At 51.2% G+C, this 13,209-nt stretch carries 18 protein-coding genes; 13 read left to right on the top strand and 5 right to left on the bottom strand.

Annotated features, from left to right (window positions below; translation table 11 throughout):
- Nucleotides 1-109 precede the first annotated feature (109 nt).
- Entirely contained in the window at nucleotides 110-844 is a 735-nt protein-coding gene (locus NWE93_09435; protein MCW4000450.1) for a hypothetical protein, read from the top strand.
- 51 nt (nucleotides 845-895) lie between these two features.
- Here NWE93_09435 and NWE93_09430 read toward each other — a convergent pair whose 3' ends face one another.
- Both NWE93_09430 and NWE93_09425 read right to left on the bottom strand, forming a co-directional pair.
- The gene (locus NWE93_09430) at nucleotides 896-1,621 is read right to left on the bottom strand and encodes a hypothetical protein (GenBank protein MCW4000449.1); all 726 of its coding nucleotides are present in this window, start codon (nucleotides 1,619-1,621) and stop codon (nucleotides 896-898) included.
- Nucleotides 1,622-1,738: 117 nt separating this feature from the next.
- Nucleotides 1,739-2,590, bottom strand: coding sequence for a Coenzyme F420 hydrogenase/dehydrogenase, beta subunit C-terminal domain (locus NWE93_09425; protein ID MCW4000448.1), 852 nt, complete (start codon nucleotides 2,588-2,590; stop codon nucleotides 1,739-1,741).
- Nucleotides 2,591-2,685: 95 nt separating this feature from the next.
- Between NWE93_09425 and NWE93_09420 the strand changes: the two genes are divergently transcribed.
- The 5 genes from NWE93_09420 to metG all read left to right on the top strand — a co-directional run bounded on the left by NWE93_09420 (nucleotide 2,686) and on the right by metG (nucleotide 5,232).
- Nucleotides 2,686-3,168, top strand: a complete 483-nt coding sequence (locus NWE93_09420) for a GNAT family N-acetyltransferase (GenBank protein MCW4000447.1) — start codon at nucleotides 2,686-2,688, stop codon at nucleotides 3,166-3,168.
- A 114-nt stretch (nucleotides 3,169-3,282) separates the two neighbouring features.
- A complete protein-coding gene (locus tag NWE93_09415; protein MCW4000446.1) occupies nucleotides 3,283-3,471 on the top strand; it encodes a hypothetical protein in 189 nt (62 codons plus the stop codon).
- 47 nt (nucleotides 3,472-3,518) lie between these two features.
- Nucleotides 3,519-4,178, top strand: coding sequence for a hypothetical protein (locus tag NWE93_09410; GenBank protein ID MCW4000445.1), 660 nt, complete (start codon nucleotides 3,519-3,521; stop codon nucleotides 4,176-4,178).
- Nucleotides 4,178-4,840, top strand: coding sequence for an endonuclease V (locus NWE93_09405; protein ID MCW4000444.1), 663 nt, complete (start codon nucleotides 4,178-4,180; stop codon nucleotides 4,838-4,840). Before NWE93_09410 ends, NWE93_09405 begins: the two co-directional genes overlap by 1 nt.
- Before the next feature lie 41 nt (nucleotides 4,841-4,881).
- The gene (gene metG / locus NWE93_09400) at nucleotides 4,882-5,232 is read left to right on the top strand and encodes a methionine--tRNA ligase subunit beta (protein ID MCW4000443.1); all 351 of its coding nucleotides are present in this window, start codon (nucleotides 4,882-4,884) and stop codon (nucleotides 5,230-5,232) included.
- An 82-nt stretch (nucleotides 5,233-5,314) separates the two neighbouring features.
- On the opposite strand, the gene NWE93_09395 is transcribed toward metG, so the two are convergent.
- Together NWE93_09395 and NWE93_09390 are read right to left on the bottom strand one after the other, a co-directional pair.
- Entirely contained in the window at nucleotides 5,315-5,617 is a 303-nt protein-coding gene (locus NWE93_09395; protein MCW4000442.1) for a DUF86 domain-containing protein, read from the bottom strand.
- 32 nt (nucleotides 5,618-5,649) lie between these two features.
- Entirely contained in the window at nucleotides 5,650-5,949 is a 300-nt protein-coding gene (locus NWE93_09390; GenBank protein ID MCW4000441.1) for a nucleotidyltransferase family protein, read from the bottom strand.
- A gap of 247 nt (nucleotides 5,950-6,196) precedes the next feature.
- Between NWE93_09390 and NWE93_09385 the strand changes: the two genes are divergently transcribed.
- From NWE93_09385 to NWE93_09365, 5 genes are all read left to right on the top strand, one after another.
- Nucleotides 6,197-7,207, top strand: a complete 1,011-nt coding sequence (locus NWE93_09385) for a replication factor C small subunit (GenBank protein MCW4000440.1) — start codon at nucleotides 6,197-6,199, stop codon at nucleotides 7,205-7,207.
- Entirely contained in the window at nucleotides 7,194-8,435 is a 1,242-nt protein-coding gene (locus NWE93_09380; GenBank protein MCW4000439.1) for a replication factor C large subunit, read from the top strand. The genes NWE93_09385 and NWE93_09380 overlap by 14 nt, the downstream gene beginning before the upstream one ends.
- Nucleotides 8,436-8,437: 2 nt before the next feature.
- The gene (locus NWE93_09375; protein ID MCW4000438.1) at nucleotides 8,438-8,776 is read left to right on the top strand and encodes a hypothetical protein; all 339 of its coding nucleotides are present in this window, start codon (nucleotides 8,438-8,440) and stop codon (nucleotides 8,774-8,776) included.
- 182 nt (nucleotides 8,777-8,958) lie between these two features.
- Complete coding sequence (locus NWE93_09370) at nucleotides 8,959-10,569, top strand: glutamate synthase-related protein (protein MCW4000437.1); 1,611 nt, start codon at nucleotides 8,959-8,961, stop codon at nucleotides 10,567-10,569.
- A gap of 229 nt (nucleotides 10,570-10,798) precedes the next feature.
- Nucleotides 10,799-12,049 carry a Glu/Leu/Phe/Val dehydrogenase gene (locus NWE93_09365; GenBank protein ID MCW4000436.1) on the top strand — a complete coding sequence of 417 codons (1,251 nt, stop codon included), beginning with the start codon at nucleotides 10,799-10,801 and terminating at the stop codon, nucleotides 12,047-12,049.
- A gap of 14 nt (nucleotides 12,050-12,063) precedes the next feature.
- Here the strand turns inward: NWE93_09365 and NWE93_09360 are convergent, their stop codons facing one another.
- On the bottom strand, nucleotides 12,064-12,306 hold the full coding sequence (locus NWE93_09360) for a DUF5678 domain-containing protein (GenBank protein ID MCW4000435.1): 243 nt from the start codon (nucleotides 12,304-12,306) through the stop codon (nucleotides 12,064-12,066).
- Between the two features lie 201 nt (nucleotides 12,307-12,507).
- On the opposite strand from NWE93_09360, the gene NWE93_09355 reads away from it, so the two are divergent.
- Nucleotides 12,508-12,777, top strand: coding sequence for a DUF4258 domain-containing protein (locus NWE93_09355; GenBank protein MCW4000434.1), 270 nt, complete (start codon nucleotides 12,508-12,510; stop codon nucleotides 12,775-12,777).
- Nucleotides 12,770-12,994: a DUF2283 domain-containing protein gene (locus NWE93_09350; protein ID MCW4000433.1), complete on the top strand. Its 225-nt coding sequence runs from the start codon at nucleotides 12,770-12,772 to the stop codon at nucleotides 12,992-12,994. The genes NWE93_09355 and NWE93_09350 overlap by 8 nt, the downstream gene beginning before the upstream one ends.
- Nucleotides 12,995-13,209 lie beyond the last annotated feature (215 nt).

Here is a 13,209-nt window from a genome sequence, read left to right as displayed (position 1 = left end):
CAAACTTAAATTTTATCATTGTAAAATGCCTGCTGAAAGATTATGGAATATGGACATAAGCTTTATTGATGGTTCTGATAGTTAGCCTAGCGTCAATAGAGGAAAAACAGTGAATACACTCAGCAGAATCCGGCACAGCAAACACCTTAAAACCATAATCTCCATCGCCGTTATCGTCGGTATAATCTTGGGCTTCTTTGTCGGTTTCGGCGTGGCACTTCACACGGATGTTCCGTTAAGGGTAGTGGAAAGCAGCAGCATGAGTGTACCCTACAACTTCTGCCCCGGACCACCCTACCCGCCGGATTATGTCATGTTGACTCTGCTGCATCCCTTCGAACGCACCCTCAACGTAGGCGACATCATCGTTATTCAAGGCGTAGACCCCGAGACATTAAACACCGATTACCCCAACAGCGACATCATCATCTACCAGAACCCCACTGACCCAACCGATACCCCTATCGTGCACCGCATCGTATCATGCTACACCGCCAACGGAACACTCTACTTCCAAACAAAAGGAGACGGCAACGGCACCCCCTACCCCGCAGAGGTCGATGAAAGCCAATACGACTCACATCAGATTTGGCATACCGGAGAAGGCGTCCCAGCGGACCTTGTAGCCGGCAAAGTCGTAATGCGGATTCCATATTTAGGCTGGATAACGCTGTTTCTGAGAGGCAACTCATGGGGAATTCCCTTGATAATCACGGTAATTCTGGTGCTGCTCATCGCTGAGCTGGTTTTACCGATAATTAAATCCAAAAAGAAACCGCCTGCCCAGCCCTCAGCAGACAACCCTAATCCAGCCCCATCAGCTACAGGACAAGAACTGAGTTAAAAAGGAAAATGAAATTTTGGGAGGAGACCTCGCGGTCTCGGTTGAACTCGTTTAGCTACGGAACTTCTGAAGTTTCTGCAGCATCAATTTGTCGCCTTCAGCGTCACCAGCGCAGGTTGCGATGATGCCGTCAACTAAGCCGACGAGTCTTGCTGCTTTCTCTTCAACGTTTTCCATTGTGGCGGTTACTGGCCAGCCGATTATCTTCACGATTTCCTTGTTCTTCTCTGTTCCAACTAGGAAGTAAGCGAAGAGTGGCTTGTTGATTTTCTTGCATGCAGCGGAAACTGCTTTTAGTTGCTCGAATGAGTCATCGTTTAGTCTCATGAAGTACACGAAGTCCCATGGTTCGTTAGCGCGTTTGATTGCGTCTTCAACTGATGATCTTGCGCTGAGTAAGCAGCCGAGTTTCAGGTTCTTGGTTTTAACGTCTTTGCGTATGAAGTCACGTGCCGCCTCGGAGGAGGGAAGCATCTTGATGGCTTCACCATAGTGGGGCTTGTCACCCATGGTTACTGCTAAACCGTCTAAGCCGACGACGTCGGATGCTAATGCTAAGCCTCCGACTTCAACGGGGCCTTTGTAGTGGAGAATGAAGATTGGGCAGACATACTTTTCGGGGTACTTGTTTTTAAGTAGGCAGCTTACGACGACACCGCTGGGCGCTGGGAAACCTGCTGCGCTGTCAGTTACGTTCCATCCATCAACTAAATCTTTGAGTTCTTCTGCTAGCTTGAAGAATTTACGTGTGGGCACAAACTCGTTTAGTATTTTCATGGAGATTCATCTCAGGCTAAGAGGGGAGGCGTTTTGGGTTAAAAAATCTTTTGCAACCGCACCGTTTATCCTAACGGTTAGGCGCATAAAAGGGCAACTGATACAAAAACCCGCCGCTCACCGCTTTTTTAAGCCAGAAAAGGATTTTTCAGCCCGCAACCGCTTAAACCTGCATAGCCGCACGATTTCAGCTTTATCAGCCGCTTCCACCATAAACCCGTGGCCCGACAGCAGCCTCGCCCCGACTTCAGAACGCACAATCACCGTCGAGTAACCCTCCCTGCTGCCCACTGAACCCACCGAAACATCCGCCAGCCGAGAAACAAAATCATCACAGAACCCACATGCCCCCTCCCCAGCGCCATGAAGGTCTTTGACGCTGCAGCTAACTTGGCTTCCCCCTAGGTGAGCGATGAATTTTCCGCTGCGCACCTGAGTTTTCCCCACTCTATCCAAGTCCACGTCAAGCTGCGCTTTAACTTGCTCTTTTAGCCGCTGGCGGTTGAAGGCTTCAAAGCAGAACAGCCCAATTATGGTGACTTCGCAGGTTTCGCCGAGGGATTGCTGGATGCGTCTTGCCACGGAGGCTTCGCAGGGAGTGCAGACGATGGCGACGCGTTTTTTGCTCTCTGCGAGGAGCTCTCGGAGCTTGGCGGTCACGTTGACTTTAAAGTAGCAGGTGCCGCTTGCCGCCGCCGCTTGCTGCGCATCCTCAATGATTATGGCCTCCGCATTGTACCCAGAGGTGCGCTTCACAGCTATAGCGACGTCAAAGAGTCCTTCACATAGGCCCTTCTGCAGCAGCGCCGTAACCACGCCTCCATCCTGCCCAGCCACGCCGCTTTTTGCGGAAAACAAATCGCAGAAAACACCCAAATCTGGGTCGCGTGTGCCTTTGAGGTACCGCTCTTCAAGTGCCTCTTGTCGCTGGGCTTTCTCTTTAAGGGGACTGTTTGGGTTAGGTGCCATAGGAACCGCTTCTGCTGGATGGGTTAGTGGGGGTTTGGGGCAAATAAAGCTTTAAGAGAGAAGCCATCTGGTCTGATATTTGACGCGGTGTCTATATGGCAAAAGAAACCACCCCAGACGCAGGCATCAAGTATGTATCCGGTGACCAGACCCTGCTGCCCCAAATCAAGCCCCTCTGGGAAGCCCTCAACCTCTACCACACCAGCCGCTCCACCCACTTCAAGGGGCACTATCGGGGGATGACTTTTGAGAAGCGCGTAGCTGTCTTGCTTAAGAAATCCGTGGGCGGCGAGTTGCATTTGGAGTTAGCCCTAGATCAGGCTGCTGGAAGAGGCGTGGGATATGTCGTGTGCAGCTTTGGCGGCGAGGGAGTAGGCGAGGTGGACTCTGTCTTTGTGGAGGAGGCATATCGGGGCAGAGGCATAGGTGATAAGCTGATGAAGAATACGTTGGCATGGATGGAGCAGCGGGGTGCCTTGAAGAAAACTGTTGAGGTCTCCGTGGGCAACGAGGCGGCGTGGGGATTCTATGGGCGATATGGGTTTTTGCCGCGTAAAACAGTGCTTGAACAAACCTAATAGCTCAAATATGCTGTATTTTCAACTTGAATTAGGGCAGCGGCTGTTTGGATTTGGATAAACTTATATACTATTTTTTTGCCCTATTGCTGTAACTGGCAAGGGGAAGAGGGCTTGGTTAGCGAAGGAAAAGGCAGGCTATTTCGCAGAAAAGACGGCAAATACCTAGTTTATCTTCCAAAGGACCTTGCCGAGGACAGCATGTTCCCTTTCAAAGGCGGAGACACCATCTTTGTCAAAGTCAGCTTCGCGTTGGGCGACAGCAAACTTTTAGTTGAAGAGTGGAAGCAGACCCCTGCTTAGAAATCGAAATAAACAACTAGTTATTCTACTATTTTGGTGGCGAGATTTTGTTTAAACTTGAAGAAGTCATAGAGCAAATTAAAACTGAATTAACATCGAAAAACGAGGTTCGAGAAGAAACCCATGAGAGCATGCGCAAAGCCACCAGCCTCTCAAAGCAGGCTATTCTGCTGCTGCACCAAAAACGCTTCGACGAAGCCGCCAAGATGCTATCTGAGGCAAAAGAGAAAATCCAGAAACTGCAAGCCCAGGGGGAAGAGTGCCCCGAAGTCATCTACGGCGGCATGTTCAGCGCGGCGATGCAGGAGTATTCGGAAGCATGCATTCTTTTAACGATGGTTAAGGAGGATCGCTTTGTGACTCCCAGCGAAATCAACGTGCCCTCAGTCGACTATGTCTTGGGGCTGGCCGATGTCATCGGTGAATACCGGCGGCTGGCGCTGGATTACCTCCGCGAAGGCGAAACCAAGGAAGGCGAAAGATGCCTTGAAATTATGGATCAAATCTTTATCCAGCTGCTTGCACTCGACGAAGCCTACATGCTTGTTCCGGGGCTGAGGCATAAATCGGATATTGCAAGGCGCATAATCGAATCCACCCGCGGCGACATAACCGTGGAGGTGCGGAGAAAATCCCTTGAGGACTACCTCAGAAAGCTCCAGTTGCCTAAAGCTAAAGCCAAAGGCAAGAAAAAGGACAAAAAGTAATGCCTAAGCTCCCCAGCAATTTTTCAGTGAAAAAAGCCCACGACACCCAAAGGCGCCTATCCAAACTGGTTATCCATAACGACCAGTTGCCCCAGCAAATTTGCACGGTAGGCGGAGTAGATGTTTCCTACGTGGGCGAGTTAGGCGTCGGCGCAGTGGCGGTTCTGGATTTTGGCACGCTAGAGATTTTGGAGACATCAATTGCTGTCTGCCCAGCCCGCATCCCATATGTTCCTACGCTTCTGTCTTTTCGGGAACTTCCCCCCGCCATCGCCGCAATACGCAGGCTTAGAGTGCAGCCGGACGTGTTTTTGGTAGATGCACAGGGCTGGGCTCACCCTTACCGCTGCGGCTTTGCCAGCCACCTAGGATTGGCGCTTGACAAACCAACGGTGGGGGCAGCTAAGAGTAGACTCATCGGGCAGCCTACCCAGCGAGGCGGCAGAACCCTGTTGCTGGATCGAGGCGAAGTCATCGGCGAGGAAGTGGTTACCCGCGTCGGCGTCAAACCCGTCTACGTCAGCGTCGGCCACAAGGTCAGCCTCCAAACCGCCGTGGAGCTTGTGCGGCGCTGCAGCAAAACCCGCATCCCCGAGCCGCTGCGGCAAGCCCACAAGCTGGCAACGCAGGCGCGGCTGGCGCTGGCTGAGAAGGCAAAGTAAATATCCCCAAAGGCAGTAACTACGCTTAAGCGTGAAATGGCATGGCAGAAGAAAATAAGCAGCCAGAAGAAATAACGTTTGATTACTTTTCAAAGCTTGACTTGCGAGTCGGCAAAATCGTTGAGGCAGAGGCGGTTCCACAAAGCAAGAAACTGCTAAAAATCCAAGTGGACTTCGGTACAGAAAAACGTCAATGCATTGCAGGTTTGCAGAAATACTACAAACCCGAGGACATGGTGGGCAAAAAATTTGTGTTTCTTTTGAATCTGCAGCGGCGGTTGCTGGCGGGGCTGGAGTCGCAGGCTATGATTCTGGCGGCGGAGGACGCGCAGGGCAACGTGTCGGTGCTGCAGCCGGAGAAGGACATAGTGGAAGGCAGCAAAATCGGTTGAGAAAAAAAACTCAGTGAGGAAATTGGGTGCCCAAAGAAGTTGAAGATTTAAAGGGAAGAGTGCAAGTTAAAGCCTAATTACTTTATTTTTCGTTAATTAATTCCTCAATCACTGGTTTGAGTTCGGGCAAGCGTTTCTTGGCTGTCTTCCATAAAACTTCAATTTTTATGGCTGGATAATCATGTGTTAATATGTTTTTCATTCCGACAATTTTTGACCAGGGAATTTCAGGGTAGCATCTTCTGGTTTCTAGGGGGATATATTTAGTTGCTTCACCGATAACTATGAAGTCCATTGTTACTGCCCTTATGGTTTTGGCATCTGTCAAGAAATCGTCGAATGAAAGATTGCTCATGAAATCCTCCACTTCGTGAATAGCCTTCAAAATATCTTCCAGATAAAGCTTGGTATCTCTTGTCATACATAGATTGTCTCTTGCAGTATTCTTTCCTTAATTCGGGATTTAAGAGCGCCTTTTTGAACTAAGTCAACTTTCACCTTGAGTTTTCGGGTTAAAAACTGTTTGAGGGCAATAAAATCTATTAAGTCAATGTCGTTAGGCTCATGAAAGGTTACTAGGAGGTCTAAATCGCTTTTCTGGTTTTGGCAGTTCTGAGAATACGAGCCGAATATGCCTATAGTTTCCACTTGATAGTCTTTTTCCAGGACTGGCTTGAGGAGCTCAAGCTGCCTTTTAAAGTCGTCAAGTGTTCTCATAGCTGCTCAATTCTATTGACGGATTAATCTAAAAAAAGTTTGCCATTTGGCTGGTCCCAAGCACTGCAACATAGAGCCAACACGACATAAAAGGCAAGTGTCTTTATCTGCAGTAGAGGGCGTAAAGTATACACGGCAGTCCAATGGGCCTGCTGGTTTAACCGATAAGCACTTCTCGGCAACACAGGAAAAGTTAAATTAATTATGTCGGGGTTATTGTACTGATTTATCCTGGAAGGTTCCGTTTATGTCATCATCTGAAGAAGCGCTTATGTGGGTTGAGAAGTACCGCCCCAAAACACTCGACGAAGTCGTCGACTTAAAAGACATCAAAGAAAGCCTTAAAGCATTTATGAAAAACCCCAAAACCATGCCGCACCTCATGCTCGCCGGCATCCCAGGCACAGGCAAAACCACCATTGCCCTCGCCATCGCGCATACCCTCTACGGCGACAACTGGCGCAGCTTCACCTTGGAACTCAACGCCTCCGACGAACGCGGCATCGACACCGTCCGCGACCGCATCAAAGACTTTAGCCGCTACAGCCGCACGGGCTTTGGAGGCAACATCCCCTTCGCACTGATTATCCTCGACGAATGCGACCAGATGACGGGTCCCGCCCAGACTGCGCTGCGCCGCATCATGGAAGTCGGCAGCCGCACCAGCCGCTTTATCTTGATCTGTAACCAATCCAGCAAAATCATCGAGCCCATCCAGAGCCGATGCGCCATCTTCCGCTTCAGCCGCCTCGACCGCCAAGCCATGAAGGAGCATCTCATCTGGCTTGCCAAGCAGGAACATGTGGATTTGCTGCCGGAAGCCGCGGAGCGCATCGTGGATTACTCCGAGGGGGACCTGCGCCACGCTATAAACGCGTTGCAGACCGCCTCTGCCTACAAGGAGGGCGTGGTGGATGAGAAAACCGTGCTGCTGGTAGTGGGTGAAGCCAGCCCTATGCAGGTGCAGAAGATGATTCGCAAGGCACTCTACGGCGACTTCATCGAAGCCCGCAAAACCATGTATGACATCATGGGCAACTTTGGCTTTTCAGGCTCCGAAATCATCCGGCAGGTGCAGCGGGAAATTTTTAAGATGTCTGATTTAACTGCCCAGCAGAAAGCGGACCTGTCAGGCGTAATCGGGGAATATGACTACCGCCTCACGCAGGGCGCCAACAGCGACATCCAGCTTAGCGCGCTTCTGGCGCAGTTCGCTAAATTCGGTAAGGGTATAGAGGAAAGCTATGCAGCGGAGTAACCTGCTCTGGGTCGAGAAGTACCGCCCCAGAAAAATCGATGACGTAGTAGGCAACGACGAAGCTAAGGCGCTGTTTCTGGAGTGGCTTAAAAACAAGCGGCACACCAAAAAAGCCGTGTTGCTCTATGGACCCGCAGGCGTAGGCAAAACCACGCTGGTGCTGGCGGCTGCCCATGAATTTAACTTCAACGTCATCGAAATGAACGCCAGCGACACCCGCAGCGAGAAAGCCATAAACGCCGTCGCTAAACCCGCCACCTCCTACAAGGCGCTGGACAGCTTCTCCGGGGAACCAGACAAGCCCCTTGGCAACGTACTGTTTCTCGACGAGGTTGACGGCATAGCAGGCAACGAGGACCGCGGCGGAGTAAGCGCCATCATAAAAATCATCGAGCAATCCCTGATTCCGGTGGTTATGGCGGCAAACGACCCCGACATCGACAAGCTGCGTCCCCTAAAAAAAGAGTGTTTGCTGGTGCGTTTCCAGCAGGTCCGCATCCCTCTTATCATTGCGTTGCTCCAGAAAATCTGCCTCCTTGAACATGTGCAGGCGGAGTTTGAGGCGCTTGAACGCATCGCACAGAACAGCCGAGGCGACGTGCGCTCAGCCGTCAACGACCTGCAGAGCCTCACCGAAGAAAACCACGCCTTAACCCTGCAGGACACGATGATGCTGAGTAGCCGCAGCAAAGACGTAAGCATGGATGACACGCTTCGAGGCTACTTTGCCTCGCCCTCCATCGCGGAGGCTTCGCGGCTGCTAAGCTACTCAAGCGTTGACTACGATGACTTTTTGTTATCCGTCAGCGACAACCTGCCGCGCCGCTACAGCGACGCCAACGAGCTAGCAAAAGCCTACGATTACGTGTCGCGGGCGGACCTGTTTAGGGGCAGAATCGGAACCGAAAACTGGCATCTGCTCAAGTACTTCTACAACAGCCTCGCCCAAGCCGCAGCCGTTAACCCCGCCAGCTACAAACCCTTCAGCTTCATCACCCCGCCCATCCGCATCATCACCCTATTCTGGACCAAAGGCAAACGCACCACACTCGATGTCATATGCAGCAAAATCGGTGAACAATGCCACGTCTCCGTTGAAACCGCCAAACATGACTTTGTCCCCTACATCAGGGCGATTCTGCAGAAGAAACGCAGCAGCCCCCTTGCAGCGTGGTTCAAGTTTACACCCGAAGAAGTGGATTTCCTAGTTAAGCTGGGGAGGTACTAGGCTTGGTTATTGTTTTAAACGGCAAGGGCTTTAAGCTTCCACGTCTGGACCGAGAGAAATTTGTGGAGCTTATGCATCTGGGGCTTGAGTACAGCCGCGACAAGATGCTTTTCTCGATTGGGAGCTTCAATAACATCGAAAAAATCATCGATGCCGTCAGCGGGATCCTTGGCGACGAGGTGGTTTTTCTGCAGGCGTGTGTGCGCTGCGGTAAGGCTTTTCCCTGTAAGGGCTGCAGCTATATTGAGTTGTGTCCGACGAAGAATCTGCCGTTTAGCTGTGTGTGTCCACAGTGTCTGCGCGATAGGAAACAGTTTGAGCAGTATCTGACTAAGTTTTAGACAAATATCCAGTTTCTTTGAGGCTTTTTTTGTTTGTTATGTCATGTCTAGGTTTATACGTTTGTCCATTTATTTCGTATATGAAGCGTTTTTTTCGTATATATACTGTTGAATAACCATAAATAGTAAACAAACGCACTGAAACCTTATCCAGTGAATTGACACCGTGGAGAATTGAACAAATGAGCGAAAGAGTGCAAAAAAACAGCTCCTACCTCAACGGAAAATCAACCGTTGGAACTAACACCCGAGTAAAAGACACAAGCACAATCAGCGGCATGTGCCCCATCTGCATCCGCGACTGCCCCGTGCTCTGTGAAATCAGCCTCTCAGCCTTCCGAGGAAGAGAAGCCCTCTACCCCGAACCCAGCCAATTCGGAACCAGCACCGCTGGCGCCCTCAAAAACTTCGGCTTAGACTGGTCCCACCTCAGCATCCAAGCCGGTCTCTTCGAAGCGCAGGGCATAGAGGAAACCTCCGAAGCCGCGATTTTCCCCAACGCCAACACCGAAGTCGTCGTCGGCGGCATGCCCCTTAAGCTGCCCATACTTACCGGCGCCTTCGGCTCCACCGAGGTGGCGCGTGCCAACTGGGATGCCTTAGCCATCGGCGCAGCGCTCTCCGGCGTCTCAGTAACCATCGGCGAAAACATCGCGGGCATGGATGTGCAGTCTGAGTTGACAGGCGGCAAAGTCACCCATTCCCCCGAGCTTAAACGCAGGGTTGAGTCCTTCCGAAGGTTCTGGGATGGCAAATACGGCGATGTTATCATCCAGACTAACGTGGAGGACCAGCGACTCGGCATCGACGCATATGCACTCTCCAAGCTTGAAGTTAACATCATCGAGCGTAAGTGGGGACAGGGCGCCAAAGCCATCGGCGGCGAAGTACGCCTCAAAAACATCGAAAAAGCCATCTTGCTCAAGAAACGCGGCTACATCGTTATCCCCGACCCCGAGGACCCCGTGGTGCAGCAGGCCTTCAAAGACGGCGTCTTTAACACTTTTGAACGCCACAGCCGAGTCGGCATCCCCAAAGAGGCAGGTTTCCTCGAGGACATCGACTGGCTACGCAGCAGTGGCGCCAAGAAGGTGTTCCTTAAAACAGGCGCATATAGACCCAGCGCAGTCGCCTACACAATGAAGTGGGCTTCCGAAGCAAAAATCGATGCGCTCAGCTTCGACGGTGCAGGCGGCGGAACCGGCATGAGCCCCGTGCCCATGATGGATGAAATGAGCATCCCCACCCTCTACCTGCAGGCACTCGTAATGCAGTGCGCCCAGATCCTAAAGAAGAAGGGCAAGTACGTTCCTGACTTGGTGATGGCAGGCGGCTTCATCGAGGAAACCAGCATATTCAAAACCATAGCGCTAAGCAACTTCGGTCAGGGCCCACTGGTCAAAGCAGTCCTTATGGGGCGCTCCCCGATCACCGCAGCCATGAAAGCCAGCTACTACAAGCAACTCGCAGCTGAAGGCAAACTGCCCAAGAGCTTCACTGACAAATTCGGCGCCTCCCCAGACAAATTCTTCATTGCGCTGCCAGAACTCAAAGCCAAATATGGCAAACGGACCGAGGAGATTCCGCTGGAAAGCGTGGGCGTCTACACTTACCTTACTGATCGTGTCGGTGTGGGGCTTAAGCAGTTGTTGGCGGGTAACCGTAAATGGAACCTTGGTTTGCTGGGCCGCGGGGACTTGATGAGCCTGAGTACGTTGGCGACTCAGGTAACTGGGATTCCGCTGGCGCATGAAGTTGAAAACGACGCAGTCAAGAAAATCCTTGACTTCTAAACTTCCCTCTTCCTTCTTTTCTTTTTTAGTCTTTTTTTAGCTGAACCCTCGAGTATTGATCTATTTTAGTGATCATATGATCTACTATAGAGGTCAATAGCTCTGCTTATGGTCAAGTAAATAATGCAGCAGACTAGCTGTATACAAAAGCATCCCCCAAACACAGAAAACAAGCCAAGCGAAGTCTTATTTAACCAACCCCAATTATGACTAATACAGAAGGCTCATTATGTCACAACCCAGCACCCCCCTACAAGTCGCGCTCTCCCAGCTTCAACTTGCATCCGAAAAACTCAACTTAGACACGGGGCTGCATAGCATGCTTAGCCACCCCAAACGCGCCATAACCGTCAGCATGGACATCCACCTCGACGACGGCTCAGTAGGCGTCTTCAAAGGCATTCGGGTGCAACACTGGGACGCAAGGGGGCCCTTCAAAGGCGGCATACGCTACGCCCCCAACATCACCCTAAACGACGTAACCGCGTTGGCGATGCTTATGACTTGGAAATGCGCCATAGCCGACATCCCCTTCGGCGGCGCCAAAGGCGGCGTATGCGTGGACACCAAACAACTCAGCCAACCCGAACTGGAAAGGCTAACCCGCCGCTACATCAGTCTCATCTACGAGTACATTGGGCCCCAGCGGGACATCCCAGCGCCTGACATGTACACTGACGCGCAGACGATGGCGTGGATAATGGATACCTACAGCCAACTTAAAGGCTACCGCATCCCCGAATCCGTCACGGGCAAACCCGTCGAGGTCGGGGGCTCCTGGGGCAGAAATGAAGCCACCGGACGCGGCGTCATCCACTGCGTCAAGCAAGCCACCGCCAACAACGGCTTAAAACTCAAAGACGCCGCCGTGGCGATTCAGGGCTTTGGCAACGTGGGCTACCATGCAGCGGAGGCGGCGCGGGAAATCGGCTGCAGGGTGGTGGCGGTCAGCGACAGCACAGGCGGAATTTATTGCCCCCAGGGACTGGCGCCGGCCGATGTTTTGGCGCATAAAGAGAAAACCGGCAGCGTGCAGGGCTACGGCGGCTGCAGGGGCATCTCCAACGAGGAACTTTTGGAACTGGACTGCGACATCCTCATACCCGCGGCGCTGGAGAATCAGATTACCGCCAAAAACGCCGACAGAATCCGCGCCAAAATGGTTGCGGAAGCCGCCAACGGACCCACCACGCCCGAAGCCGACAGAATCCTGCATGAAAAAGAAGTCTGCCTCATCCCCGACATCCTTGCCAACAGCGGAGGCGTCACCGTCAGCTACTTTGAGTGGGTGCAGAACCTGACGCGGGAGCAGTGGCCGCTGGAGCTGGTTAACCAGAAGCTTGAAGCCAAAATGACCAAGGCCTTCAATGACGTGGAGGCGGTGGTGGCACGGGAGGAAAGCGATATGCGCACGGGCGCGTTGATGCTTGGCGTGGGCAGGGTAGCGAACGCGATAAAAACGCTGGGGCTGTGGCCATAGATCAGGGCCTTCAATCAAAATATGAGGTCTGTCTCTTCGGAAGTGACATACTCTACGGCGATTTGGTTGTAGACCCCTTGGTGCTTTGCTTTTAGCCTCTTAACGAGCTTTTTAAGGTCGCTGTCATGGTCAACTACGGCGCTGTTTAGGGCGGCGACCCATTGGTTGTCGTATCGTTTCTTTAGTTGTTCATAGTTTTCGCTTATCCATCTGTTGTTTTCCCGGAAATTGCTGAGAATATCAGTTACAGATTCCACTGCACAGCACCTTACCTGAGTATATTCACAGTGAAAACTAAATGTTTTCCTAAAATTGATTTTTTCTCCCAAGGCGTTGATGCTGGACGTGGAGAGTTGCAAATGCAATAAGACACTCGGATTATGGCCGTGATTAATGCCTCTGGTTAAAAGCTCTTAAGCAAAACCCAAGTATACTACTAATCCAGTAAGATGGTTTGCTTGAATCTTAGAGCTGGTAACAAGAAACAAATCAGCTTATCCCTTCATGCTAAAGAAAAGCTAAAACGGTTGAGAGAATTACAGCTCACGGAAGAAAAAGCTATTCAAACCGTGAGAAAGCCAGACAGCATAGCCGAGGGGTATTTTGGGCGAAAAATAGCTCAATCAGCTCTTACAGACGAGCTTTTACTTCGAGTTATTTATGAAGAAACTGATAATAACATCTTGGTTGTTACGTTATATCCAGCTAAGAGGCAGCGATATGAATAAAGTAACTTATGATGGCGTGGGCGATACGCTCAGTATCCTGTTGAGCAATAAGCAGATTGCATACGCGGAGGAGCATGGCGAGGTCATCGTTAACTTTGATTCGAAGGATAAGCCTGTGGAGATAGAATTTTTGAACGCCAGCAAATTCATGGGTGAACTTCTCGCCGCCATAATGAAGGCGAAATCTGGCGAAAAACAACTGCAAATCCCCGCTTAGCAGAACCCAACAGATTCCCAGCACCATGCCGGCCCAGCTAACAAGCACCTAGCCCCGCATTTCTGCTCTCCACAGGTGCTGAGACTATAAATAAGGGGGATAGAGAAAAAAAATGCACGTGAGCTCAACAGTTTTTTCCCTGAGGCATTGACCAGTAAGCCTTAACAATCACTTATGCTATACTGTGAACCCCAAAAATACGGGGAAATTGAGAG

The organism is Candidatus Bathyarchaeota archaeon, from assembly GCA_026014735.1.
In the GTDB taxonomy this organism is placed as follows: Archaea; Thermoproteota; Bathyarchaeia; order Bathyarchaeales; family Bathycorpusculaceae; genus Bathycorpusculum.
The sequence above is the reverse complement of the archived record's forward strand: the minus strand, read 5'-3'. Positions and strand labels throughout refer to the sequence as shown.